The organism is Pseudomonas sp. LjRoot71 (genome assembly GCF_964253255.1).
GTDB lineage: Bacteria > Pseudomonadota > Gammaproteobacteria > Pseudomonadales > Pseudomonadaceae > Aquipseudomonas.
This window is the reverse complement of the sequence record NZ_CAXURA020000001.1, coordinates 1,371,542-1,393,949: the sequence shown is the minus strand read 5'-3', so window position 1 is coordinate 1,393,949 and position 22,408 is coordinate 1,371,542. Positions and strand designations below refer to the sequence as shown.

The window sequence follows — 22,408 nt, the reverse complement described above, 5'->3', positions numbered from 1 at the left end:
TCGGAAGGGGTCAGGCTTTCAACTGGCGCAGGCCATCGGCCAGCATCCAGAGGGCGCGGTTCAGGCGCACATCGGAATCAATGCCCTGCACCGGGCGGGTTTGCTGGCGGCGTCCGTTGGCGCTGCGGCCATGCAATCCGCCTTTGGTCAGGTTTTCTTGCGTGCGGTTGAACACGCTCCACAAGTCCGGGCGGCGGTCGTCGAACCGGCGCGGCATCAGGATTTGCGATTCGGTGATGGGCGCGGGCTTGTTGTCGGTGGGGTCGTACTTGAGGGCCAGCGCGGCGCGGGCGAACACTTCGGCCTCGCCTTCGTCCAGCGTGATTGCGCGCATGGCATCGCGGGAATCCTTCACCCGGTCGAAGCCGCGCAAAACTTCGTAAGCGCCTTCGATGACGTGCCCGGAAACGTCGCCCTTGTGGGGCACGCGCACATCGGCCACGGTGTCGCCGCACACAAGGCCATTGCTGCACACGAACCGGAACATCCCGGCCAGCATCTGATAGCTGCTCGTGCCATCGTGCGAGTTCAGCAGCACGATTTCATTGGCCTCCGCGCCGTTGATCTGGCTGGCGTGGCGCAGGCGAATCATGTGCTTGGTGTGCTCGCGCTTGCCTTCGTCGCGCACGCGGGTTTGCGTCACCATGAAGGGTTGAAACCCCTCTTTGCGAAGCTCGGTCAGCACGGCAGCGGTGGGGATGTAGGCGTACCGCTGCGAACGGCTTTCATGCGGCGCGTCCGCGAAGATGGACGGCGCTACGCGGTGAATCTGGTCATCGGACAGCGGGTAGTCGCTGCGCAGCGAGGGGGAACGGGAAGCGAATCGGGATGCGAGTTGCATTTCATTTCTCCTGACAAAGAAAAAAGGGTTTGCTGTTCACACCGCACACCGGATTCCTAGATTCGGAGCCCAGCCTTTCGGCTGTTTGGTGCGGTCGGCGAGAGGAACCCGGTTGGCCCTGTTGCCACCGTCTTTCCTGAGTTCATCGCCCGCGACGGTCAGGAGCGCGCGAACGTGTGCCGTCAAGGAGGCAAGCGCAGGGTTGGTGCGGCCCGCAGGCGCAGCCGAGGACACGGCCCTGCGCGCCTTGACGGCACACGGGCGCGGGCTACAGTCGCGGACAAGGTGATGAAGTCAGGGGAGACGGCTGGACATGGCAACGGCCTTCCCCTTGCGCTGACCGCACGGCAAGCGAAGCGCGCAGGCCCGAAGCTGGAAGCCGGGCCGGAGGCGTCAGCCGAGCGGAGCGAGGGAACGATGGAAGCCCGACAGGGGCGAAACCCCGAAGGGGGTTTGATGCGCTACGCGCACGACAGCGCGACCGGCCATCTCCCAGGTGGCCGGGGACGCCCAGCCTTCAAGGTTCGATGAGCACCAAGCGCACTACGCCCCACACATCGGGAAGCGGGTTCTGCTGTGGCTGCGGATTTCTGGCCGATCCGGCGCAGCCGGTTCGGCGGTCTTTAGGGGTGCCAAGCCTCGCGCGGCGGGGATAGCCCGCAGGGCTTTCCCCTGGAGGCAAGCGCAGCGCGCAGCGCCCCGGAAGGGGCGCGAAGGCATCAGGCCGAGTCGTCAGGGCGCAGGCTGGATTGCGCAACCGGCATCCACGGCGCTGACGAATCGAGGTAGTAGCGCATACCGCGCGCATACAGCCCCGAAGGCTCGGTCGGGCGGTAGAACCCGTTGATGCAGCTACGGAACTGCACGCCGTATTCGTTGGTGTAGATCACCGCGTCACCGATCTTGAAGCGCAGCGGCTGGCCGTTCTCCGGCGCGAACGGCTTGAGCGCATCATGCTGGGCGGTGATTTCGATGATGTAGTCGTGATGGCTGCTCATGGCATTGATCTCCTGTGATGGTCGAAAAAGCGCAAGGAGCGCCTTGCGGCGCTCCAAGGGCGAAGTCAGACGACGATTCGCCCGGCCAGCCGCGCATCACGCGCATAGCCGCTTAGACGCTTCTCTGCCCGGAAAGACAGGTCGCGCTCGATCGGCAGGCCCAGCCCGCCGCGCACGCTCGCCAGCTCGTCCAAGCTGACCCAGCCGATTTCCGGCTCCCCCAGGCCCAGGTCGCAAAGACCAAAGGCGTGGTCGTGGTCGTCTGGATCAATCTCGGTCAGCAGCCAAGTCGCGCCGCCGTCCGGCGTGAACAGCTTGACCACTGGAGCCGGATCGAAGTCCGGGTTCTCCAGCGATGCGCGGCCGTTGGCCAGCAGCACGATGCGCTGCTCGGTAGTGATGAGTAGGTTGTTCATGGTGAACTCCTGAAAGGTTGCCGGGCGGAATTGCCCGACCCTTCCGGGGCACGGCGCAGCGCAAGCAGTCAGGGGTCAACGACGGCCGCCAGGACGCAAGCGCCATCGGCGCGCAGCCCTTGACGGCGAGAACGCCGTGGCACGATGAAGGGAACAGCAAGACCGCCTCCCTCACACCTCCACGCACCCCGGCTTTCGGCAAGTGCGCAGCACGCGCAGGCCCGCGAGGGCCGGAGTTGCGCCACCAGGCGCAGCAAAAAGGGGCCGAAGCCCCCAAGGTCAAATCAGGCCGCGTTCGGCGAAGGATGCCGTGCTGTTGCCCGCGACGATGACGTGATCCAGCACGCGCACGTCCACCAGCCTCAGCGCCTCATTGAGCCGCTGCGTCAGTACCTTGTCGGCCTGCGACGGCTCGGGATTGCCGCTCGGGTGGTTGTGCGAAATGATGACCGCCGCCGCGTTGTGCCGCAGCGCTTCCTTGACCAGCTCGCGCGGATACACCGATGCGCCGTCGATGGTGCCGCGGAACATCTCGGCGTATTCGATCAACCGATGGTGTGTATCGAGGAACAGCACCGCGAAGACTTCATGCTCGAAGCCGGCCAGCTTGGCGCACAGGTATTCCTTGACTGCCGCCGGCGATGTGAACGACGTACCGCGCTGCATCTTGCGCTCGATGGCCTGGCGCGCGGCGTCCAGAATCTGCTCGGCAGTCGCCAGCAGGTAGCGGCCCTGCGTGTCACGCACCATCAGCGAGGAATCGAACGAGGAAAAGGACAGTTGCGACATGATCGTGCTCCGGTTGCTCGGGCGGAATTGCCCGGAACCGTCGCCAGCACGGCGCAGCGCAAGCAGTCAGGGGTCGCAGACGGCCGCCAGGACGCAAGCGCGCATGGCGCGCGCCGCCCTTGACGGCGAGAACGCCGTGATACGGTGAAGGGAACAGCAAGACCGCCTACACCCCGCCCACTGCACACCCTCGGCTGTTGGGGCAAGCGGAGCGCGCAGGCCCGCCAGGGCCGGAGGCGTCAGTGATGGAAGCCCGCATGGGGCGAGACTCGCGCAGCGAGGCTCGATGCGCAGCACGACAGCGCGACGGCGGAACGCCGGGACGCCCGACTGCTGGGAACAGGACTACCCGCTATCGGTCTTGCGCTGCTCGATCTGCAACTGTGCCCGCTGCGTTGCCTGTTGCAACCGCTCCACCAGCACACCCCTTGGCGGCAAGGCGGTCAGGTACTCGGCGACGTGGATGCCCGACTTGTCCAGCTCCAGCAACTCGATCTGCTCGCGCTTCTTGCCGGTGCAAAGGATGATGCCCAGCGGCGAGGCTTCCTCCGGCTCCCGTTCGTGCTTGTCGAGCCAGCGAAGGTAAAGCTCCATCTGGCCCTTGTAGGCCGCCTTGAACTCGCCGACCTTCAACTCCACCGCCACCAGCCGCCGCAGCTTGCGGTTGTAGAAAAGCAGGTCGAGGTGGAAATCCTCGTCGTCAATCGGGATGCGCTTCTGCCGGGCCACGAAGCTGAAACCTGCGCCCAGCTCCAGCAGGAATGACTCCATTTCACGAATGATCGCGGCTTCGAGGTCGCTTTCCTGCCAAGTGTCACGCAGCCCCAGGAAGTCGAGAATGTACGGGTCGCGCATGACCAGCGCGGGCGACATGCGCTGCGCATCGCGCATCGTCGCCAGCTCCTGCGCGATCATCTCCCCTGGCTTCTGCGACAGCGCCGTGCGCTCGTACAGCATCGAGTCGATGCGCTCGCGCAGCGTTCGCACGCTCCAGCGTTCGGCGCTCGCCATCTGCGCGTAGTAGTCCCGCTGGAGCGGGTCTTTCAGCGGGATCAGGGCGATGAAATGCGTCCAGCTCAATTGTCGTATCAGTGATACGACAATTCGCTCGTCCGGGTAGGCGGCGGCGAACTGCACCATGCGGCGCAGGTTCTTGACCGCGAAACTGCCGCCGTACTCCTTGACCAACTGCGCCGCCAGGGTCAACACCACTTCCTCGCCGTAGTCGGCTCGCCGGCCCTCCAAGACCTGCGTGTGGATGCGCTGGCCGATGCGCCAATAGAGCATCGTCAACTCGCTATTCACCGCCGAGGCGGCGCGTTGCCGCGCCGCCTCGATCAGTGCCCGAATGTCGCCCAGCAGCGCCGAAGGCGCTGCGGGTGACGCTACGGATGCCTTGCGCTGGTTCATGCCGCCACTCCTTCGGCCTGCCGTGCGCCAGTGATGGCCTGGCGTCGGCTGGCCACCAGCTCGGCCGCATCGCGCACCGGCTTGTCCTCGGTGTGGACGTAGTGCATGAACATCGCCACGGTCTTGTGGCCCGTCAGCTTCATGCCTACCTTGGTCGGTACGCCCGAATTGGCAATGTCGGTCGTGGAGCGGTGGCGGATGCCGTGCGTGCCGACATGCGGGACGCCAGCGGCCTTGAGTACCCGGCACCAGCCGCCATAGTGCTCGCCGAAGGTCAGGTGCCGGGCCGGGTCGTTGGGAGACGGCAGGACATACGGGCAACCCTCCCGGCGCGGGGCCGTCGAAAGCAGCCGATGGGCTTCCGCGCTCATGGGCTTGGAAAGGCCGCCGGTCTTGCTGTCGGGCCACACGACGCGGCGATTTTCCAGGTCGATCCAGCTCCATTCGAGCGTGCAGATTTCAGAACGGCGGCCAGCGAACTCGAATTGCAGGCGGATCGCCAGCGGGATGACGTAGTTCTCCAGCCCTTCGGCCTCCAGCTTCTCCAGTTGGCGAAAGATCAGCGCCAGCTCGTCGTCAACGATGAGCCGGGTTTCCTCGCCGGGCGGGAACATCGGAACGTGGCGGCACGGGTTCGTGCCGTCCGGGCGGTAGCCCCACACTTCGGCCAGGTTGAACATCTTGCGCAGCACGCCAAAGGCGTTGTTCGCCTCGGCCGGCTTGTAGGCGAACTTTTCCATCAACGCGGCAATGTCGGGCCGCTTCACGTCCTGCACTTTCTTGCGCCCCAGCACCGGAACGATGCAGCGGTCAATGACGGCCTGGTAGCCGCGCTGCGTGGTGGGCTTGTTGCGCTTCTTGGAGTAGTCCTCCATGAACTTTTTGCACAGCGCCTCCATCGTGGGCGCCTTGCGCGCCTCGGCCTTGGCGCCGCCGGGGTCGCCACCCCGGCGAACCTCGGCCAGCCAGTCCTGCGCCATGACGCGCGCCTGCTCCACGGTCAGTTCCCCGTACAGCCCCAGCGAGGGCTTGCGGGGCTGACCGGCGTTCGTGCGGTACTGGAGCATGAACACCTTGCGGCCCGCTGGGGTAATCTTGCACAGGAAGCCGGGCACTACGGTATCCCGCAGTTCGACGTCCTTGGCCTGGGGTTGCGCCGCCTCTACGGCGGTCTTGGTGAGCTTGATCTTTGCCATGATGACTCCTTGGAACGACCCGGTTCCAAGAGCCACATAGGAGCGGCGCGAGGGGAAACCGGGTCAAGTTTCAGAAAGCACCGGCATATGATGGACGCGCCTAAGTTATTGATAAACCTGCTGTATCGAGCTTCGGCGTAGTCCAGCGAAGTACCGGGCTGGAGTCATCGTCAAACAAAAAAACGCCGCGCACTCTAGCACAGCAGGTCTGCGCCTACGGCGCGCGGCGCCGGGTGGCTAGCTGCGGCGGATCAGCCAGATACCGGCAACGATCAGCAGCAGGCCGCCGACTTTGCCTGCGGTGATCGGTGCTTCACGAAAGCCGGCCCAGCCGAAGTGATCCAGGGTCAGGGCCATGCTCAGCTGCCCGGCGATCACCAGCACCATAAACAGCAGAGCACCGACGCGCGGGCCGGCAAAGGCGGCGGTGGCGATAAACATCACCCCCAGCAGGCCGCCGCTCCAGTGCCACCAAGTCAGGCCTTTCAGTGCACCGAGGCTGGGGAACTCGCGCTGCGCCAGCACCAGAATCAGCAGCGCCAGAGTGCCGACGGCAAAGGACACCAGTGCGGCGGCCAGCACGCTGGACACCTGCTTGGCCAGTTGACCGTTGATCCCGGCTTGTAGCGGCAGGCAGGCGCCGGCAACGAAAGGCAGGGCCATCAACCACCAGATCGGGGCAGGCATGGGCATATCTCCAGGCGGGCAGGGCGGGCGATTATGCCGCAAATGCACCGCGCGCCGTCAGCCTCACCAGGGCAAGGTCTGGCCCTGGTAATCGAGGAAGATGCAGCGTTGGCGGCCCAACTCTGCGGTGATCACCTGACACAGACCCGCGGCACTGTCCGCCACGCTCAAGGGGGCATCGGCGCCGCCCATGGCCGTGCGTACCCATCCCGGATGCAGAGCCAGCAGGCTCCAGGGCAGCTCGGCATAGTGGCTGCTCCAGCTCAGTAGCAGGCTGTTCAGCGCGGCTTTACTGGCACCGTACAGCGGCATGTCGAGGGCACGGTTGAGCTGCAAACTGGCCATCTGCGAGCTGATAAAGGCCATCACGCCGCCGGTTTCGATGCGCCCAGCCAGCTGTTGCGCCAGGCTGATCGGCGCGACCGCATTGGCGAGGAATAGCTGGCCGATCTCCGCACTATTGGCCTGGCGCGGGTCCTGGTGCGCGGGGCCATAGACGCCGGCATTGAACAGGGCGCAGGTCAGCGGTTGGTCGCCGAGGGCGCGGTCAATCAACTGGCCTGCCTCACGCTGCTCCAGGTCGCATTCGATCAGCTGCAAGCGCTGGCCATGTTGCGTGGCCAGCGCTTGCAGTTCGTGGCTACCCGCCAGGTTGCGGATCACGGCGTGCACCTGCCAGCCCGCCTGCACAAAGGCCTGGGTCAGACCCAGGCCGATGCCGCGTGAGGCGCCGGTGATCAGGATATGGCGGCTTACGGCCACTGCATTTCACCCTTGAGCACCTTGGCGCTCAGTTCCAGGCTGCTGGCATCAAGCAGCTGCGGGTACTTGGCTTTCATGGTCTCGATCAGCGCCTGGCTGTTCTGGGCCCTGGGCAGCGCTGCCTCCAGGTCATTGAGGTAGTTGCGGGTAAAGCGCAGGTCATCCAGGTTCAGCGTCGGTTGGCCCATAAAGTGCCCCGGTACCAGGGTTTTCGGTTGCAGCGCTTGCAGCTCATCCAGGGATTTCAGCCAGGATTTACGCGCCTTTGCGGTTTGTGCATCGGCAATCCAGGGATGGATGTTGGCGTAGGTCAGCACGCCGCCGACCACGGCCTTGATGCTCGGAATCCACAGGCTGGTGTGCTTGGGATCATGGCCGATCAGCTCGATGCGCTGGCCTTCCAGGCTCAGGTGGTCGCCTTGCAGCGCTTGCGGCACCACGGTACGGGCTGGGGCGCTGTCCTTGAGGATCGGGCCCCAGTAGGCCAGCTTCGGCTCGCGACTTTTCTCGATATAGGCGATGGTCTGCGGCGTGGCCAGGACCTTGGCCTGGGGGAAGGCGCGGGTCAGGGTGCCCAGGCCGAAGTAGAAATCCGGGTCACCGTGGCTGATAAAGATGGTGGTCAGGGTCTTGCCGCTGGCCTGGATGCGCTCGATCAGCTCCTGCGCTTCGCGGTTGGAGAACTGCGCATCGACGAGAATGGCCTCGCGTTCGCCGCTGATCAGCGTTGAAGTCACCGGGAAGATGGCCTTGTCGCCTGGGTTGTAGACGTCCAGGGTCAGCGGTTGGGCGAGGGCGGTGGTGGCCAGGGTCAGCAGGCTGGCGCTGGCGAGCAGGGCGCGCAGGTGAGTGATGATCGACATGGGGAGCTCCTGTTGAGTGAATGAGTCCATATTAGTTGCTTTAAATCGATCAAAAAGCCCCATAATTTACGCATATTTGTTGCGCTAAATGGGCTAATTATGGATCGACTGACGGCTACGCGGGTTTTTGTCGAAGTGGTGGAGCGCGGCAGCCAGACCGCCGCCGCCGATGCGCTGGAGATGTCGCGGGCGATGGTGTCGCGTTACCTCGGCGAGCTGGAAACCTGGGTGGGCGCGCGCCTGCTGCACCGCACCACGCGCAAGCTGAGCCTGACCGGTGCCGGCGAGCAGTTGCTCGGCCAATGCCGTGAAATGCTGGCCATGGCGGAGGCCATGCAGAGCGTCAGCCGTACGGACGAGGCCGCGCCGCGCGGCACCCTGCGTATTGCCTGTAGCCAATCGCTGGCCCAAGCCTGGTTGGTGCACGCGCTGGATGACTTCACCCGCCTGTATCAGCAGGTCAGCATTGACCTGCTGGTGGGCAGTCAGGCGGTCAACCTGGTGGAAGCGCGTATCGACCTGGCCCTGCGCATCACCAATCAGCTCGACCCCAACCTGATCGCCCGCCAACTGGCGGTGTGCCGTTCGGTGGTGTGTGCCACCCCCGCGTACCTGGCCAGGCATGGCACGCCGCAGCGGCCCGAGGAGTTGGCCCAGCACAATTGCCTGAGTTACGCCTATTTCGGCCGTAGCATCTGGGAGTTTTCCCGCGCGGGTGAGCCGCACGCCGTGGCGGTCAGCGGCAACCTCAGCGCGAATGAATCCATGGTGCTGCTGGAGGCCATGCTGGCCGATATCGGCATCAGTTTGCAGCCGCGTTATTCGGTCGGCGCGCATTTGCGCTCCGGGACGCTGGTGCAGTTGCTGCCTGACTACGAGCCACAGCAACTGGGCATCCACGCCCTGTACGGCACGCGCCGGCAGATGCCGCCGGGGCTACGGGTACTGCTGGATTTTCTGATCCAGCGATTGGCGGATCGGCCGGACTGGGATCTGTAAGTCTGCCTACAGGGGTTTGCTGAACTGGATCAGCGCGACGCGCTGGCCCTTGGGGTCGCGCCGCTCGACCACGTCACTGAGGGCATAGCCGAGCTTGGGGTAGAGCAGCAGGCCGGCGCTGTTGGCGTTGAAGCACGACACCAGCATGCGTTTGGCGTGGTAGTGCTCGCGTGCCAACTGCTCCATCACTGCCACCAGGTAATGCGCCACGCCTTGACCGCGGGCCCAGGGGGCGACCATCAGGTTGCCCAGCGCGCAGTGCTCGTCGTAGTGCCACTGGTAGAGGTTGGCAAAGCCGGCCACTCGGCCATCGAACAGCACCACGGTGCTGTCGCGGCGTTCGGCAATGGCGGCGGCCAATTGACCGACACTCAGCGGCCAGTCGGCCTTGGGGTAGCAGAAGAACAGCTCATCGGCGTTCTGTGGAAAGTCGACAATCTCGGCCAGATCAGCCGCCGCAGCGGGGCGGTGGCTGAGGCGTGGGGTTGGGCTCATGCAGCATCCTTGGCGGTCAGTGGGCGCGCGTAGCGGTGGTTTATCGAGGCGGGTACTGGCTTAACACTTCCGTCACGCTGCGGCGAATCGCGGCTTCGCGCTCGCTCGGGCTGGGCTGTGGGTTGCGCAGCACCTGTTCGGTGCTGCCGCGCCAGACCAGTTTGCCGTCTTTACTATCGAACAGGTCGATCTGCAGGGTGCCGACCTGATAGTCCAGGGTGCGGGTTTCCACGTAACTCGGGCCGCCCCAGAAACCGCCACTCCAGGGATCACCCCAGGCGCCGCCGAGCTGGGTGCTGACCTGCTGCTGGCGGTTGTCGACGATCATCCACACCTGCACCTTGAGGTCACCTGGCGTGTTTGCGGCTGCCGGGCGCAGGCCACGCTGGTCGAGCTGTTGGCTGACCGCCGTGCGGATGCGCTGGTCTGTCAGGTCGCTTTTCAGGCGCGGGTCATCGGGTTTGTATTGCACCGCCGGTTCCTGCCAGCTCCAGCTGCGGTAGGCGGCAAAATCCCGGTTAAGGTCGAAGTCGCGCTGCAGCTGCGTGTTCTGGCAGGCACTGAGGATCAATAGCAGGGGCAGTAACAGCAGCGATGCACGCATGGGTGCTCTCCTCGGGTTCGGCAATCAGCTTGGCGGGTACGCCGCCAGGGCTTGTTGTACGGCGTTGCGCAGTGCGGCGGCGCGTTCACCCTGGCTGCCGCTGTTGCGCGTTTCGGCATGACCGTTCCACACCGGCTGACCGCTTTGGCCATCAAACAGTTCAATGCGCACCACCATGACGTCTTCGGTATAGCTGCGCACCAGCGGCGCGCTGCCCCACATGCCGTAGTTATCGCCATAGCGACTATGGCCGTAATGGCTGCCGTACTGTTCCGTGACCTGGCGCAGGCGCTGCTCCAGACGCAGCTCAGCGCTGACCTTGAGGTCGCTGGTTTTGCCGACGCGATGCGGGCGCAGGCCGCGCTGGTCGAGGGCATTGCTCAGGGCTTCCTGCACCTGCTCGGAACTGGCCCAGGCGCTGCCAGCCGGTAACTGCTGCCAGCTCCAGGTGCGGTAGCGCGCATAGTCGCGTGGCGTGGCGGGGTAGGCACTGCGGTCCAGTTGTTGGGGCGAGTGAGCGGGGGCCGGCGGCATAGGCTTGCTGTCAGCAATATAGGGGTTCTGGCTCTGACAGGCCGCGAGGGTGGCCAGTAGCAGTAATGCGCCCAGTCGTTTCATTGAATGTTCAGCCTCCTGTGAGAGGTCAATCAGCGTGGCCGGCAGATCCAGTGTAGATAACGGCCCAGCCCGGCAAAGCTGGGATGGCGGCGGTAGGCCAGCTCCATTTCCAGCAGGTCGAGCAGCTCGGCCTTGGCCTGGAAGGGCTGTGGCATATAGTCGTGAAACACCCGCACGCCACTCTGGCTTTCGACCTGCCAAGTGCCCTCAAGTTGCGCCGCCAGCTCGCGCGGATCAAGCGGCATTTGCGGCGTCAGGCTCTGCTTTTCCCCGGCGAACTCGGCCTTGCGCAGTTTGCGGAAGTGGCCCTTGAGCAGGTTGCGATAGATCAGCGCGTCCTTGTTGTAGAACGCCAGCGACAGCCAGCCTCCGGGCGCGCATAGCTGGTGCAGCACCGGCAGGATGCTGTGCGGCTCTGCCAGCCATTCCAGCACCGCGTGGCAGATCACCAGGTCATAGGGTTGATTGAGCTGGCCGAGCAGGCCCTGCCAGGGCGCCTGGATAAACGTGGCCTGCTGGCCGGCGGCGGCAAAGCGCTCGCGGGCGCCATTGAGCATGGGTTCGGCGGGTTCGGTCAGGGTTACCTGGTGGCCGCGATCGGCCAGCCATAGCGACATATGGCCAAGGCCTGCGCCAATATCCAGCACCCGCAATGGGCGTTCGGGCAGGGCTTCGGCCAGGTCGGCCTGAAGCACGGCAAGGCGAATCGCGCCCTTGGCGCCGCCATAGATCTTCTCGGCAAAGCGCGTGGCCAGCTCGTCGAAGTGCCGATCACTCATGGGCTGTGCTCCCGAGAAAGCGCCGTTCGTTGTCGGCCAGCTTGGCGCGCACCACCTGTTCCATATCCAGGCCCAGTTCGCCGCACAGCAGTATCAGATAGAGGACGATATCGCCGATTTCCTGACCCGCGTGGGCCAGTTGTTCAGCAGGCAGTTCGCGGGATTGTGCTTCGGTCAGCCACTGGAAGATTTCCACCAGCTCTGCCATTTCCACGCTGGCCGCCATGGCCAGGTTCTTCGGGCTGTGGAAGGGCCGCCAATCGTTGTGGTCACGAATGGCGTGCATGCGGGTGGTCAGTTCGGCGAGGTTCATCAGGCGCTCCAGCAAAGAGGAGCATAGCTTCGGGGTTTGCCGGCCGGTCTTCAAGCCGGCAAACCGATGCCGCAGGTTATGGGTAGCCGCTTTCGTTGGGGTTGTTAGTTACTTCCAGCACGCGCCAGACGTTGGCATAGACGCTTTCCTGGGAGAAGGTGATGCGGCCCTTGCCTTTGTACAACGACACCACGCGGGCGACGTCCTTGCCTTTGAAGTTGAACGGGATCCAGGCCTTGCCGGTCTGGTGCGAGAAGGTAGCGGTCGGCGCGCCGAGCAGTGCATTGACTTCATCCATGCTCATGCCGGTGCGCACATCGCTGAACGAGCCGCTGCCCTGGGCCACGGCTGCCGGTGCGGCAGCGGGCGCAAGCGCCTGTGTGCTGCTGGCGGCAGGCTGGCCCTGGCCGGCGCGGTAGGCGTCCAGGTTGACGCTGCCGGCAGTGTAGGGCGCGCCGCCGGCGCTGAGACTGTTGCCGGCCTTTTCGCAGTGGCGGTCGAGCTTGCGGTTATTGGAGTTGGCCACCACTTCGGCCAGCACTGGCTTGTAGCGGCCGTTGCCCGAGCTGGCCAGGGCCTTGCAGACCCAGGCCAGGGCGTCGGAGGTGGTGTTGTCGGTGGCGCTGCGGTACTTCTGCAGCAGCACTTCGGCGGCCACGTCGAGGGTTTCCTGGTCCCGGTAACCGCTGTGATAGATGCTCTGCGCGGCTTCGCGAATCGATACCGGACCGCCCTGTACCAGCTGATTGACATAGCGCTGCCCGGACGCGTCCAGGGCATGGGCCTGCAACGCAGTGCAAGCGAGGACGAAGGACGTGGCAAGTACGGCGGTGTTTTTCATGCTGAGGCTCTCTGATCCATTGGAGTTGCCGGACGGGTCAACCATGACCGCGCAGGCGCAGGAAGGCACACGATAATCCGCCCCCGGAAAAACGCCAAGCCTTGCCGCGCGTCTAGTCCAGCGGCTGCCAACTGCCGCTCATATGGATCAGTTCATCCTGACCGAGCAGGCTGAACTGGCCATGGCTGCCGGGCTCGCTGGTCAGTAGGCGCACTTCTGCCGGCAGCAGCACCGGCTTCTGGAAGCGCACGCTCACGGCATAGCCGGCAGCAGGCAGGCGCGGGCCCAGTTCGGCCAGGGCGCGGCCCTTGTTCCACAGGCCATGGGCGATGGCGCGGGGGAAGCCGAACAGCTTGGCCGTGGCGGCAAACATATGAATTGGGTTGTAGTCGCCGGCGATGCGCGCATAGCGACGGCCGATATCGGCAGGGGCGCGCCAGTGCGCCAGGGTGGTTTGCGTCAGCACGGTTTCGGCTGCGCGTTCGGCTGGCTTGCCGTCCAGGCGCAGGGCGCGGCAGAGGATGCGGCTGTCGCCTTCCCAGAGCAGGCCGAGCTGGTCGTGCAGTTGGGTGATCAGGCTAAAGGTCACGCCCTTGTCATGGGGTTGCAGGTCCTGCACCTGCACGCTGACGGTAAACGGCCCGAGGCCGCCGAGTGGGCGTAGCACGCGAATGTGGTTTTCCAGGTGCACCAGGCCAAGCAGCGGGAAGGGGAAACGCTTGTCGGTGAGCAACTGCATCTGCAGGGCAAAGGCCAGGATGTGCGGATAGGCAGCGGGCAGCAGGTGATCATCGGCAACGCCGCAAATCTGCCGGTAGCGCGCCAGGTGTTTTGGGTCGACCGTGACCTGGCAACGCACGCCCAGCTCGGGCAGGCTGCGGCCGGTCACGCGGCGGCGCAGAGCGGCACGCTGAAACAGGGCGGGTAAGGCAGGCGGGGCGGGTAGATCGAGCCAGTCGATGGCCATGGGGTCACTCCTCAGAATGGTGGCAGCAGCTTAGATGGTGCGCTTGTACCTGCATTGGCCGTGCTGCCTGGTTATGTGGCGGGCCAGTCAATTGCCCGCATTCACGCCTTGAGCGCAGAGCCTAAAGCTGCCTAAGATGGCCGCGCCTCGCGAACAATAAGAATTCCTGAAAAATGCGTGACCTGACTGACGACGTGGCGCTAATGCGTCCAGTGATCGATGCCTTGCGTGCCAGCGGTACCGACCCTGATCGAGTGCTGGCGCGGGTTGGCCTGCCGCCGGGTGGTCTGCCTGCCGGGCGCTTTCCGCATGCCGCCCAGGCGCTGTTCTGGAAGGCCGCCATCGACGAATGCGGCGAAGAGCATGTCGGCCTCTACCTGGCTCAGCACCTGCCGGCGTTTCACGGCCTGCTGCTGGAATACCTGTTTCTTTCCAGCGAAACCTTCGGCGAAGGCCTGCGCCATGCCCTGCGCTATGTACGCCTGCTTTCCGACACCCTGAATGCCAATCTTGAGGTGCACGGTGAGCGCGCGGTGCTGGTGCTCGGGTTGATTCCCGGCACGCCACGGCATTTCCCTGAAATGCTCGCCGGCGCGGTAATCCGCTTGTTCGATGCGCTGACCGAAGGCGATTTCACCCCCTATGAAGTGCAATTCATGCATGCCGACGGCGCGCCGACCGAGCGTTACCAGCAGGTCTACGGCTGTCCGGCGCAACTGAGTGGCGAGCGTTACGCCCTGGTGTTCAATGCCGCAGTGCTGGACAAGACCTCGCGGCATGCCGCGCCAGAGCTGCTGCGCATGCACGAGTCATTGGCGCGTAGGCAGCTGGCCGAGGTCGAGCGGCTGGATCTGGTGCGCAAGGTGCGTGAGTTGATTGGCGAGTTGCTGGTGGACAGCGGTGCCACCCTGGAGCAGGTGGCGGCACGCTTGAACATGCCAGCGCGACGGCTGCGCGAGCGACTGGCCATGGCCGGCGTGCGCTTCAATGACCTGGTGACTGACTACCGCTGTCGCCTGGCCAAGGACCTGCTGCTCAACACCGACGAGCGCATTGAGGTGATTGTCGAACGCACTGGCTTCTCCGAGCCGAGCACCTTCTACCGCGCCTTCAAGCGTTGGGTCGGCGAAACCCCGGTGGAGTTTCGCAAACGCGGTAAAAATTGAGTGTTACTGGGCGAAATAGGTCGCCCAGAAGTAATACAGCGTCATACCGCTGCCCACGCTGATCACCAGCAGGCGCAGGAACGTGGCCGGCAGACGCTGGCCCAGCGCACCGCCGACATAGCCGCCTACGGTGGCGCCCACCAGCAGAATCACCAGCTCATACCAGCTGACCCGCCCGGCGATGATAAAAGTCGCGGTGGCGACGCTGTAGATCACCGCCGAAATCAGGTTTTTCAGGGCATTGGCGCGGGCCAGCGGGTGGCCTTCGATGGAGAATGCCGCCAGTTGCAGGATGCCCATGCCGGCACCGAAGTAGCCACCATAGATCGACACACCAATATGCGCACCCAGCGACAACGGGCTGTGGGGCGGTTGTGCGGCTTCGGCGCGGCGCGCGGCCAGCCAGCGACTGAGCCAGGGGCTGGCGGCAAACAGCGCGGTGGCCGCCAGCAGTAGCCAGGGAATCAGTGTGGCAAACACCGCATCGCCACCAACCAGCAGCAACAGCCCACCGAGCAAACCGCCGGCCAGCCCGGCGGCCAGCAACGGCAGCAGATAACGCCCCAGCGGTCGCAGCGAATCCCGCGCCGCCCAGGCTCCCGCCAGGCTGGCCGGCCACAGCGCCACGGCATTGGTGGCATTGGCGGTCACCGGCGGCAGACCCGCCGCGAGTAACGCCGGGAAGGAGAAGAAGGTGCCGCCACCGGCGAGGGCATTCATCCCGCCGGCAGCAAAACCGGCGGCAAGCAGAAGCAGAAGATCAGGCACTGACATGGGACTTTATTCGTTTGGCTGGAGAGGCAAGGTAAGGCCGCGCGCACGGACTGGCCAAGTACGACCAAGGTCCCGTTTCGCGGCAGTGCGCTATCTGTCGTGGGGGCTCAGCTGTTGTCCGAGGCCATCGCCACCTGGTTGCGACCACTGTGCTTGGCCAGGTAAAGGCCCTCGTCAGCCTTGATGATCAGGCTCATGGGGTCGTTGCCCTCACTCGGCCTGAGGGTGGCGATGCCGATACTCACGCTGATCGGCGAACCGGGCTTGGGCAGTTCATGGGGGATGCCCAGCGCCTCAATGGCGCGCCGGACTTTTTCGGCTTGCAGGCGCGCGCCACCAGAGGCGGTGCCCGGCATGACCACAGCAAATTCCTCGCCACCATAGCGGGCGGCAAGATCGGCGGCGCGGTTGCAGCTGGCGCGCAGCGCCTCGCCCACCTGGCGCAATACGTCATCGCCGGCGACATGCCCATACCGGTCGTTAAACGCTTTGAAGTAATCGACATCGATCATCAGCAGTGACAGTTCACTGTTGTCGCGCTGGGCACGGTGCCACTCGACTTCGATGTACTCGTCCAGGTAGCGGCGGTTAGCCAGGCCGGTGAGGCCGTCGGATTTGATCAGCCGTTGCAGAACCAGGTTGGTGTCGAGCAGTTGCTGCTGACTTTCGCGCAGGGCACGGTAGGCCTCATCACGCTGTTGCAGGGTGAGGTAGGAGCGCGAGTGGTAGCGGATACGCGCCAGCAGTTCGATCACATCCGGCAATTTCACCAGGTAGTCGTTGGCCCCGGCGGTGAAGGCGGCGCTCTTGATCTTGGGGTCTTCCTTGGTCGACAGCACGATGACCGGCACATCGCGCAGCCCCGGGGCGCTGCGGTACTGGCCGAGCAGGTCGAGGCCATCGATACCGGGCATGATCAGGTCCTGCAGGATCACCGTGGGCTTGATCTGTTGAGCCACATTCAGGGCCTGGTGCGGGTCCGAGCAGAAATGAAAGTCGATGTCGCTTTCCTCGCTGAGTGCCCGGCGCACGGCCTCGCCGATCATGGCCTGGTCATCGACCAGCAGCACCATCATCGAGTTATCAGGTAGCCCTTGAGGAAGCGGGGGATGCTCATTAGGCCGTGGCATGGCAGTACTCCATCATTTACTTCATCTGGTGCCGGCAAAGTGCTAGCGGTGGGTGCATCAACTCAAGCGCTGGATCAGGCGCGGGGCAATCTTGTCCAGCGGCAGAATCTCCACGGCAGCATCCAGGGCTGCCGCGGCCTTAGGCATACCATAGACCGCGCTGCTGGCCTGATCCTGGGCGATGGTGTGAAAACCGCGCTCACGCATCTGCTTGAGCCCGCGTGCGCCGTCGCGGCCCATTCCGGTCAGCAGCACGCCGATGGCGTCGCCGCGCCAGTGGCTGGCCACGCTGTTGAAGAATACATCGATAGACGGACGGTAAACCTGATCGGCCGGTTCGCGGCGGTAGACCAGCCGCCCTTCGGCGGTCAGGTACAGGTGGTTGTTGGTGCCGGCCAGCAGCACTTCGCCCGGTTGCAGCAGCTCGCCTTCCTGAGCCAGACGCACAGGCATGTGCGATTCGCTGGCCAGCCACTGCGCCATGCCGGCGGCAAACACCTCGTCGACGTGTTGCACCAGGACGATGCTGGCGGGGAAATCTGCGGGGATCTGTTGCAGCAACTCGACCAGGGACGCCGGGCCGCCGGCCGATGCGCCAATGGCCACCAGGCGCTTGCCGCGCGGATCGCTGGTTTTGGTCGGGGCCGGGGTGATGCTGCGTGAAGCCTTGTGGCCGATCATCCAGGCGATGTTGTGGATCTTGCGGCGGATCGCCGCGCCATCGAGTAACTGTTGCGGCCCGAGTGACGGCACGGCCACTACGTCCAGCGCGCCGGCACCCATGGCGTCGAACACCTGGGTCATGTTGCGCTCGACATCGGCAGTGACAATCAGGATCGCGCAGGGGGTGTCGTGCATGATCCGTCGGGTGGCTTCGACACCGTTCATACCAGGCATCAGCATGTCCATCAGCAGCAGGTCGGGGTGATCCTCGCGGCAGCGGCGCACCGCTTCTTCGCCATTGCTGGCGACCCAGATCAACTCATATTGCGGCTCGGCAGCCAGCGCTCGGCGCAGGCTTTCTACGGCCAGCGGCATGTCGTTGGCGATTGCAATCCTCATTCGCGTGCCTCTCCAATCAGGGTCTGTACTGCATCCAGCAGTGCTTCGTCATGGAAGCTGGCCTTGGCCAGGTAGTAGTCCGCCCCGGCCTCCAGGCCTTTGCGGCGGTCTTCTTCGCGGTCCTTGTAGGACACCACCATCACCGGCAGGGCGCGCAGGCGAGGGTCCTGGCGCACCAGGGTGACCAGCTCGATGCCGTCCATGCGCGGCATGTCGATATCGGTGATCAGCAGGTCGAAGCTGCCTGCGCGCAGGGCGTTCCAACCGTCCATGCCATCGACGGCCACCTCGACCTGATAGCCGCGACTGAGCAGCAGCTTGCGTTCCAGCTCGCGCACAGTGAGCGAGTCATCCACCACCAGCACGCGCTTGCTGGCCGCCTGGCGAATGCTGCCGCTGTGGTCGACCCGCTCCAGATGGCCGCCGCCGAGCAGCTTGGCCACTGAATTGAGCAGGTCATCGACATCCAGAATCAGCACCGGTGTGCCGTCGTGCAACAGGGCCCCGGCTGCCACATCGCGGATCTTGCCCAGGCGCGGGTCCAGCGGCATCAGCACCAGGGTGTACTCACCAATAAAACGTTCGACCGCCAGGCCGTGACAGCGCTCGCGGTCACGGATCATCACAATCGGGATGTCGGTTTCTTCGCTCTTCTGCTCGGCGCGTTGCAGCAACTGGGCGGCGGAGAGCAGGCCGATGTGCTCGTTTTCGAGCCAGAAGTGCTGGCGCCCTTCGAGGTGCACAATCGCCTCACGTTGCAGGCGCAGCATGCGTTCGATCTGCGCCAGGGGGAAGGCATACGCCTCGCCGCCGATGCTCACCACCAGCGCGCGGACCACTGACAGGGTCAGTGGCAGTTCGATGTGGAACAGGCTGCCTTCGCCCTGACGCTGTTGCAGGCGCACGTTGCCGCGCATGCGGCGGATTTCGTGCTGCACCACGTCCAGGCCGACGCCCCGTCCGGACACTTCGGTGACCTGCTGGCTCATGCTGAAACCAGGCAGGAAGAGGAAGGTCAGCAGCTCTTCCTCGCTCATCTGCGCCACCTGTTCGGCGGAGGTGAAGCGGCGCTCGATGATGGCCTGGCGAACCCGCTCCAGGTCAACGCCGCCGCCGTCATCGCTGACTTCGAGGATCAGCATGTTGGCGTGATGACGGGCTTTGAGTTGTACCGTGCCTTCTTCGGGCTTGCCTTTGCGCAGCCGCAGCGCCGGCGGCTCGATGCCGTGGTCGACGGCGTTGCGCAGCAGGTGGGTCAGCGGTGCTTCCAGGCGTTCGAGAATATCGCGGTCGACCTGGGTGTGTTCGCCTTCGACTTCCAGGTGCACCTGCTTGCCCAGCGAACGTCCCAGGTCGCGCAGCATGCGCGCCTGGCCGGTCAGCACGTCGGCAAACGGCCGCATGCGCGAGGCCAGGGCCAGGTCATAGAGTTGCTGGGTACGCTGGCCGCCATGCCAGACGAAATCATCGAACAGTTCCTGATGACTTTGCAGCTGCTGCTGGCACTCCATCAGCAGGTGGCGTCCGTCGTTGAGCAGGGTTTCTATGGCGGGACTGATCGGCAGGCCGAGCAGCTGTTCGCGCAGGCTTTCGTAGGTGCGTCGCGCGGCGGCCTGTTGGCGCTTGAGGCGGTGCAGCGAGTCGCTCAGCGGTTTCATGCGCTGGAATTCCACCAGCGATTTGCCCGACAGGTCGATCAGGTGATCGAAGCGTTCGGCGGATACGCGCAGCACCCGGCTGTGCTCTTCGCTTGTCGGTTCTGCGGGCGGCACAGGGGGCGCGGGCTGGGCGCCGGACGCCGGTTCCGGCGTTTGTGTCTGGGGCTGTGTTTGCTGGGGAATGGGTGGCTCTCGCAGGGCCGGTACTGCGGCCCCGAGCAGTGTCTGCAGGCGTGAGGTGAGCTGTTTGACCTGGGTTTCAAGTTCGCTATCGGACTGTGCCTGGCCGATGCGCAGCAGCAGGTCGGAGCCTTGCAACAGGGCATCAATATGATCCGGCAGTAGGCGCAGCAGGCCCTCCTGGGCGGCCACCAGCAGGTCTTCCATGGCGTGGGCCACCTGCACGCCGCTGTCCAGGCCAACAATCCGCGAAGCACCCTTGAGCGAGTGCGCCGCGCGCATGCAGGCTTCCAGCTGCCCGGCGTTGAGCGGGTCGCGCTCCAAGATCAGCAGGCCGGTATCCAGCACCTGCTTCTGCGCCTCCGCTTCCATGCGGAACAGCTCAAGCAGCGAGGCATCGCGCATCTGGTCCGGGGTCATGTCAGGCTCCTGCTCATGGCGGCGAGCAGCTGTTCATCGTCAAGCAGGGTGATGCTCCTGCCACCCCACTGCAGTACACCGGCGCTGAAGCGGCTGATGGTGCGCTTGTCTTCTTGCACTGAGGCTCCGATCAGCGCCAGGGGAATGCGCTGAATACCGCCGACTTCATCCACCGGGCTGACCAATGGCCCGGCGCCGGTTTCAAGAATCAGCATGCGCGGGATGCTGCGTTTTTCCGCTTTGCTGTCGCTGTGCTCCAGGCCCAGTACACTGCCCAGGTCGAGGCAGGCGACCAGGGTGCCGCGCACGTTGGTGACGCCCAGCAGGCTGCCGGCTTTCTGGTGTGGCAGGGTGTGAATCGGCGAAAGCGGCATCACTTCGGCCATGCGTCGGATGGCGAGCGCCAGCCACTCTTCGCCCAGGCGAAAGATCAGCAGCGAGCGCTGCTCGCCCTGCTCGGCGCTGGCCTCGACCTGGCCATAGGTGCTGCTGTCCTGTTCCAGTCGGGTGCCGTAACGGTCGAGCAGGGCGATCGCGGCAGCACTGTAAACCTCGCAGTTGCGGCAGTGGATATGGGCGTCCAGGCGCGCGCAGCTCTGGTCGCCGAATACGCCGATGCGGTTCCAGCAATCGTCGATCGGGGCCTGTTGCGGCAGTAGCGGGTCCGTGTCCATCACGTTGATTTACCTCCCTCCTGGGCGCGCCGGTACAGGCGTTGGGCTCCGCTCTGGTCGCCCTGGTTTTCCAGGTGGGCGGCCAGGTGGGTCAGTGCTTCGCGGTGCTGCGGATCAAGATAGATGGCCTTGCGGTAGTAGCCACAGGCTTGGTCACTGTGCTGTTGCACATCGCTAAGCAGCCCCAGCCAATAGAAAGCCTGAGCGCTGGGGCCTTCAGTCAGCAGGTGCTGTTCGCAGAGGCTGCGCGCCTGCTCACAGTGCCCGGTGTTGGCCAGCTCGGCAACGCTGTCCCAGAGTGAGCGGGTTGGTTGTGCTACAGGGGCGGCAGCGGGTGCGGCAACAATCGGCGCGCTGCGTAGCCGTGGTGCTGGTGCTGGTGCTGGTGCTGGTGCCGGCTGGCGCGGCATGGGTGGCAGTGGGCGGCTGGGTGGCTTCAGGTTGAGCGGGCGGGCGGCGTCACTGGCGGCAAAGCGGAAGGCAAAGGTCTGTTGCCGGCCCAGCGCCTGCATCCCATTTTGAGTGGCCAGGCTGGCCTCGGCCGGGCCGATAAACAGCACGCCTTCTGGTTGCAGCTGACGTTTGAGCAGATCCAGCACGCGCACCTGAGTGGCCCGGTCGAAGTAGATCAGCAGGTTGCGGCAGAAGATGAAATCGTAGGCCGGCGTGGTGCTGAACAGGTTGCCGTCGAGCAGGTTGCCACAGCGCAGTTGTACGCGGCTTTTGACCCGCTCATCGAGCACGAAGCTGTCATCCTGCGGACGAAAGAAGCGCTCGCGAAACGCCAGCGCCTCACCGCGAAACGAGTTGCGGCCGTAGATGCCACGGCTGGCCAGGGCCAGCACCTTGTCGCTGACATCCAGGGCTTCAATCTGGAACTGCTCGGGGGCGAGACCGGCATCGAGCAGGGTCATGGCGATCGAGTAAGGTTCTTCGCCGCTGGAGCAGGGCAGGCTGATGATGCGCAGCGGCCGCGTGGTGTTGAGCTGCGTACAGCGCTCCAGGGCCAGGGTGGCGAGGGCCTTGAAGGATTCGGGGTAGCGGAAGAACCAGGTTTCCGGCACCACCACGGCTTCAACCAGCGCCTGTTGTTCCTTGGGCGAGCCGTTGAGGGTGATCCAGTAGTCCTCCAGGGTGCTCTTGTGCTGGGCCTGCATGCGCTGACGCACGGCACGCTCGATCACGCTGCGGCCGACTGACTCGGCATCAAGGCCGATACGCGACTTCAGCAGGCGCTCGATGTGCTCGATCATGCGTGCTCGTCCTCAGCCGCTGGCGTGGCCTTGAACAGCAGGCTACGCAGCGTCTCATCGAGCAGCCCGGCTACTTCGATACGCTGGATCAGGCCGCGTGCGTCTGCCTGTGTCGGGCCGAGATAGTCCGCTTGTCCGGCCTCCAGACCGCTGGCCACAAAGGCGTTGGCCGGCAGGCGTTGGGTGTCGGTGGCCTGCTCCAGAATCAGTCCGAGGATATTGGCCTGCTCGCCGCGTTGGCCGTCGAAGTACACCAGCACCAGGCGCGTGCTGCTGCGTATTCGCGCAGCGCGGTTGAGTACGCGCTGGTTGAGGTCGAGCACGGGAATCATCCGCCCGCGGTGCTGGAAGATTCCAGCCACCCACGCCGGGGTTTCCGGAACCTGCTTGAGCTGGCGCAACGGTAGCACCTCAGCCACTTCGCGAGCGCTGATGGCGTAGCGATCCTCGCCGAGGTGGAACAGCAGGTGCAGTTCACCCTCGCGGGCGTTGGCAGTCACGGCCTTGTGCATG

Annotated in this window: 25 protein-coding genes; 2 read left to right on the top strand and 23 right to left on the bottom strand. The window is 64.7% G+C overall.

From position 1 onward, the window contains the following. Positions 1-10: 10 nt before the first annotated feature. The 9 genes from ACSQ17_RS06625 to ACSQ17_RS06585 all read right to left on the bottom strand — a co-directional run bounded on the left by ACSQ17_RS06625 (position 11) and on the right by ACSQ17_RS06585 (position 7,962). A complete protein-coding gene (locus ACSQ17_RS06625; protein ID WP_023101686.1) occupies positions 11-841 on the bottom strand; it encodes a DUF932 domain-containing protein in 831 nt (276 codons plus the stop codon). 719 nt (positions 842-1,560) lie between these two features. Continuing rightward, entirely contained in the window at positions 1,561-1,839 is a 279-nt protein-coding gene (locus ACSQ17_RS06620; RefSeq protein WP_023123544.1) for a hypothetical protein, read from the bottom strand. A 65-nt stretch (positions 1,840-1,904) separates the two neighbouring features. After that, complete coding sequence (locus ACSQ17_RS06615) at positions 1,905-2,255, bottom strand: DUF2958 domain-containing protein (RefSeq protein ID WP_023101688.1); 351 nt, start codon at positions 2,253-2,255, stop codon at positions 1,905-1,907. Between the two features lie 279 nt (positions 2,256-2,534). Then, entirely contained in the window at positions 2,535-3,044 is a 510-nt protein-coding gene (locus ACSQ17_RS06610; protein WP_023101689.1) for a JAB domain-containing protein, read from the bottom strand. A 345-nt stretch (positions 3,045-3,389) separates the two neighbouring features. After that, positions 3,390-4,454 (bottom strand): PDDEXK nuclease domain-containing protein, encoded by a 1,065-nt coding sequence (locus tag ACSQ17_RS06605; protein ID WP_023101690.1) that lies wholly within the window; start codon positions 4,452-4,454, stop codon positions 3,390-3,392. Then, a complete protein-coding gene (locus ACSQ17_RS06600; RefSeq protein WP_023101691.1) occupies positions 4,451-5,650 on the bottom strand; it encodes a tyrosine-type recombinase/integrase in 1,200 nt (399 codons plus the stop codon). The genes ACSQ17_RS06605 and ACSQ17_RS06600 overlap by 4 nt, the downstream gene beginning before the upstream one ends. Positions 5,651-5,887: 237 nt before the next feature. Further along, complete coding sequence (locus ACSQ17_RS06595) at positions 5,888-6,337, bottom strand: DMT family transporter (protein ID WP_436068071.1); 450 nt, start codon at positions 6,335-6,337, stop codon at positions 5,888-5,890. Between the two features lie 63 nt (positions 6,338-6,400). Continuing rightward, positions 6,401-7,099: an SDR family oxidoreductase gene (locus tag ACSQ17_RS06590; protein ID WP_436068070.1), complete on the bottom strand. Its 699-nt coding sequence runs from the start codon at positions 7,097-7,099 to the stop codon at positions 6,401-6,403. Beyond that, the gene (locus ACSQ17_RS06585; protein ID WP_436068069.1) at positions 7,090-7,962 is read right to left on the bottom strand and encodes an MBL fold metallo-hydrolase; all 873 of its coding nucleotides are present in this window, start codon (positions 7,960-7,962) and stop codon (positions 7,090-7,092) included. The genes ACSQ17_RS06590 and ACSQ17_RS06585 overlap by 10 nt, the downstream gene beginning before the upstream one ends. Positions 7,963-8,061: 99 nt before the next feature. Between ACSQ17_RS06585 and ACSQ17_RS06580 the strand changes: the two genes are divergently transcribed. Further along, positions 8,062-8,961 carry a LysR family transcriptional regulator gene (locus tag ACSQ17_RS06580; RefSeq protein ID WP_436068068.1) on the top strand — a complete coding sequence of 300 codons (900 nt, stop codon included), beginning with the start codon at positions 8,062-8,064 and terminating at the stop codon, positions 8,959-8,961. A 6-nt stretch (positions 8,962-8,967) separates the two neighbouring features. Here the strand turns inward: ACSQ17_RS06580 and ACSQ17_RS06575 are convergent, their stop codons facing one another. The 7 genes from ACSQ17_RS06575 to ACSQ17_RS06545 form a co-directional block, all read right to left on the bottom strand. Continuing rightward, complete coding sequence (locus ACSQ17_RS06575; RefSeq protein ID WP_436068067.1) at positions 8,968-9,456, bottom strand: N-acetyltransferase family protein; 489 nt, start codon at positions 9,454-9,456, stop codon at positions 8,968-8,970. A gap of 40 nt (positions 9,457-9,496) precedes the next feature. Further along, positions 9,497-10,060, bottom strand: a complete 564-nt coding sequence (locus ACSQ17_RS06570) for a DUF4136 domain-containing protein (RefSeq protein WP_436068066.1) — start codon at positions 10,058-10,060, stop codon at positions 9,497-9,499. 24 nt (positions 10,061-10,084) lie between these two features. Next, positions 10,085-10,678, bottom strand: coding sequence for a DUF4136 domain-containing protein (locus ACSQ17_RS06565; protein ID WP_436068065.1), 594 nt, complete (start codon positions 10,676-10,678; stop codon positions 10,085-10,087). A gap of 29 nt (positions 10,679-10,707) precedes the next feature. Continuing rightward, positions 10,708-11,457 (bottom strand): methyltransferase, encoded by a 750-nt coding sequence (locus ACSQ17_RS06560; RefSeq protein WP_436068064.1) that lies wholly within the window; start codon positions 11,455-11,457, stop codon positions 10,708-10,710. Next, positions 11,450-11,770 carry a nucleotide pyrophosphohydrolase gene (locus ACSQ17_RS06555; protein ID WP_436068063.1) on the bottom strand — a complete coding sequence of 107 codons (321 nt, stop codon included), beginning with the start codon at positions 11,768-11,770 and terminating at the stop codon, positions 11,450-11,452. Before ACSQ17_RS06555 ends, ACSQ17_RS06560 begins: the two co-directional genes overlap by 8 nt. Before the next feature lie 76 nt (positions 11,771-11,846). Then, entirely contained in the window at positions 11,847-12,611 is a 765-nt protein-coding gene (locus ACSQ17_RS06550) for a hypothetical protein (protein WP_436068062.1), read from the bottom strand. A 112-nt stretch (positions 12,612-12,723) separates the two neighbouring features. Continuing rightward, complete coding sequence (locus ACSQ17_RS06545) at positions 12,724-13,578, bottom strand: MaoC/PaaZ C-terminal domain-containing protein (RefSeq protein WP_436068061.1); 855 nt, start codon at positions 13,576-13,578, stop codon at positions 12,724-12,726. 173 nt (positions 13,579-13,751) lie between these two features. On the opposite strand from ACSQ17_RS06545, the gene ACSQ17_RS06540 reads away from it, so the two are divergent. Beyond that, the gene (locus tag ACSQ17_RS06540) at positions 13,752-14,744 is read left to right on the top strand and encodes an AraC family transcriptional regulator (protein WP_436068060.1); all 993 of its coding nucleotides are present in this window, start codon (positions 13,752-13,754) and stop codon (positions 14,742-14,744) included. Positions 14,745-14,747: 3 nt separating this feature from the next. Here the strand turns inward: ACSQ17_RS06540 and ACSQ17_RS06535 are convergent, their stop codons facing one another. The 7 genes from ACSQ17_RS06535 to ACSQ17_RS06505 all read right to left on the bottom strand — a co-directional run bounded on the left by ACSQ17_RS06535 (position 14,748) and on the right by ACSQ17_RS06505 (position 22,407). Further along, the gene (locus ACSQ17_RS06535; protein ID WP_436068059.1) at positions 14,748-15,518 is read right to left on the bottom strand and encodes a sulfite exporter TauE/SafE family protein; all 771 of its coding nucleotides are present in this window, start codon (positions 15,516-15,518) and stop codon (positions 14,748-14,750) included. A 107-nt stretch (positions 15,519-15,625) separates the two neighbouring features. Continuing rightward, complete coding sequence (locus ACSQ17_RS06530) at positions 15,626-16,648, bottom strand: diguanylate cyclase (protein WP_233685951.1); 1,023 nt, start codon at positions 16,646-16,648, stop codon at positions 15,626-15,628. A gap of 57 nt (positions 16,649-16,705) precedes the next feature. After that, complete coding sequence (locus ACSQ17_RS06525; protein WP_436068058.1) at positions 16,706-17,710, bottom strand: chemotaxis response regulator protein-glutamate methylesterase; 1,005 nt, start codon at positions 17,708-17,710, stop codon at positions 16,706-16,708. Then, positions 17,707-19,968: a hybrid sensor histidine kinase/response regulator gene (locus tag ACSQ17_RS06520; protein WP_436068057.1), complete on the bottom strand. Its 2,262-nt coding sequence runs from the start codon at positions 19,966-19,968 to the stop codon at positions 17,707-17,709. Before ACSQ17_RS06520 ends, ACSQ17_RS06525 begins: the two co-directional genes overlap by 4 nt. Further along, a complete protein-coding gene (locus tag ACSQ17_RS06515) occupies positions 19,965-20,642 on the bottom strand; it encodes a chemotaxis protein CheW (protein ID WP_436070439.1) in 678 nt (225 codons plus the stop codon). Before ACSQ17_RS06515 ends, ACSQ17_RS06520 begins: the two co-directional genes overlap by 4 nt. Next, the gene (locus ACSQ17_RS06510; RefSeq protein WP_392540098.1) at positions 20,642-21,895 is read right to left on the bottom strand and encodes a CheR family methyltransferase; all 1,254 of its coding nucleotides are present in this window, start codon (positions 21,893-21,895) and stop codon (positions 20,642-20,644) included. The genes ACSQ17_RS06515 and ACSQ17_RS06510 overlap by 1 nt, the downstream gene beginning before the upstream one ends. Next, positions 21,892-22,407, bottom strand: a complete 516-nt coding sequence (locus ACSQ17_RS06505) for a chemotaxis protein CheW (protein WP_233685947.1) — start codon at positions 22,405-22,407, stop codon at positions 21,892-21,894. Before ACSQ17_RS06505 ends, ACSQ17_RS06510 begins: the two co-directional genes overlap by 4 nt. Position 22,408 lies beyond the last annotated feature (1 nt).

Excerpts from the sequence above, each read along its gene's own strand:
- ACSQ17_RS06615 (WP_023101688.1), bottom strand. The coding sequence starts at position 2,255 with ATGAACAACCTACTCATCACTACCGAGCAGCGCATCGTGCTGCTGGCC.
- ACSQ17_RS06515 (WP_436070439.1), bottom strand. The coding sequence starts at position 20,642 with ATGGACACGGACCCGCTACTGCCGCAACAGGCCCCGATCGACGATTGC.
- ACSQ17_RS06525 (WP_436068058.1), bottom strand. The coding sequence starts at position 17,710 with ATGAGGATTGCAATCGCCAACGACATGCCGCTGGCCGTAGAAAGCCTG.
- ACSQ17_RS06580 (WP_436068068.1), top strand. The coding sequence starts at position 8,062 with ATGGATCGACTGACGGCTACGCGGGTTTTTGTCGAAGTGGTGGAGCGC.
- ACSQ17_RS06620 (WP_023123544.1), bottom strand. The coding sequence starts at position 1,839 with ATGAGCAGCCATCACGACTACATCATCGAAATCACCGCCCAGCATGAT.
- ACSQ17_RS06625 (WP_023101686.1), bottom strand. The coding sequence starts at position 841 with ATGCAACTCGCATCCCGATTCGCTTCCCGTTCCCCCTCGCTGCGCAGC.
- ACSQ17_RS06605 (WP_023101690.1), bottom strand. The coding sequence starts at position 4,454 with ATGAACCAGCGCAAGGCATCCGTAGCGTCACCCGCAGCGCCTTCGGCG.
- ACSQ17_RS06585 (WP_436068069.1), bottom strand. The coding sequence starts at position 7,962 with ATGTCGATCATCACTCACCTGCGCGCCCTGCTCGCCAGCGCCAGCCTG.
- ACSQ17_RS06570 (WP_436068066.1), bottom strand. The coding sequence starts at position 10,060 with ATGCGTGCATCGCTGCTGTTACTGCCCCTGCTATTGATCCTCAGTGCC.
- ACSQ17_RS06565 (WP_436068065.1), bottom strand. The coding sequence starts at position 10,678 with ATGAAACGACTGGGCGCATTACTGCTACTGGCCACCCTCGCGGCCTGT.
- ACSQ17_RS06545 (WP_436068061.1), bottom strand. The coding sequence starts at position 13,578 with ATGGCCATCGACTGGCTCGATCTACCCGCCCCGCCTGCCTTACCCGCC.
- ACSQ17_RS06555 (WP_436068063.1), bottom strand. The coding sequence starts at position 11,770 with ATGAACCTCGCCGAACTGACCACCCGCATGCACGCCATTCGTGACCAC.
- ACSQ17_RS06505 (WP_233685947.1), bottom strand. The coding sequence starts at position 22,407 with ATGCACAAGGCCGTGACTGCCAACGCCCGCGAGGGTGAACTGCACCTG.
- ACSQ17_RS06610 (WP_023101689.1), bottom strand. The coding sequence starts at position 3,044 with ATGTCGCAACTGTCCTTTTCCTCGTTCGATTCCTCGCTGATGGTGCGT.
- ACSQ17_RS06550 (WP_436068062.1), bottom strand. The coding sequence starts at position 12,611 with ATGAAAAACACCGCCGTACTTGCCACGTCCTTCGTCCTCGCTTGCACT.
- ACSQ17_RS06560 (WP_436068064.1), bottom strand. The coding sequence starts at position 11,457 with ATGAGTGATCGGCACTTCGACGAGCTGGCCACGCGCTTTGCCGAGAAG.
- ACSQ17_RS06595 (WP_436068071.1), bottom strand. The coding sequence starts at position 6,337 with ATGCCTGCCCCGATCTGGTGGTTGATGGCCCTGCCTTTCGTTGCCGGC.
- ACSQ17_RS06510 (WP_392540098.1), bottom strand. The coding sequence starts at position 21,895 with ATGATCGAGCACATCGAGCGCCTGCTGAAGTCGCGTATCGGCCTTGAT.
- ACSQ17_RS06600 (WP_023101691.1), bottom strand. The coding sequence starts at position 5,650 with ATGGCAAAGATCAAGCTCACCAAGACCGCCGTAGAGGCGGCGCAACCC.
- ACSQ17_RS06530 (WP_233685951.1), bottom strand. The coding sequence starts at position 16,648 with ATGCCACGGCCTAATGAGCATCCCCCGCTTCCTCAAGGGCTACCTGAT.
- ACSQ17_RS06575 (WP_436068067.1), bottom strand. The coding sequence starts at position 9,456 with ATGAGCCCAACCCCACGCCTCAGCCACCGCCCCGCTGCGGCGGCTGAT.
- ACSQ17_RS06520 (WP_436068057.1), bottom strand. The coding sequence starts at position 19,968 with ATGACCCCGGACCAGATGCGCGATGCCTCGCTGCTTGAGCTGTTCCGC.
- ACSQ17_RS06540 (WP_436068060.1), top strand. The coding sequence starts at position 13,752 with ATGCGTGACCTGACTGACGACGTGGCGCTAATGCGTCCAGTGATCGAT.
- ACSQ17_RS06535 (WP_436068059.1), bottom strand. The coding sequence starts at position 15,518 with ATGTCAGTGCCTGATCTTCTGCTTCTGCTTGCCGCCGGTTTTGCTGCC.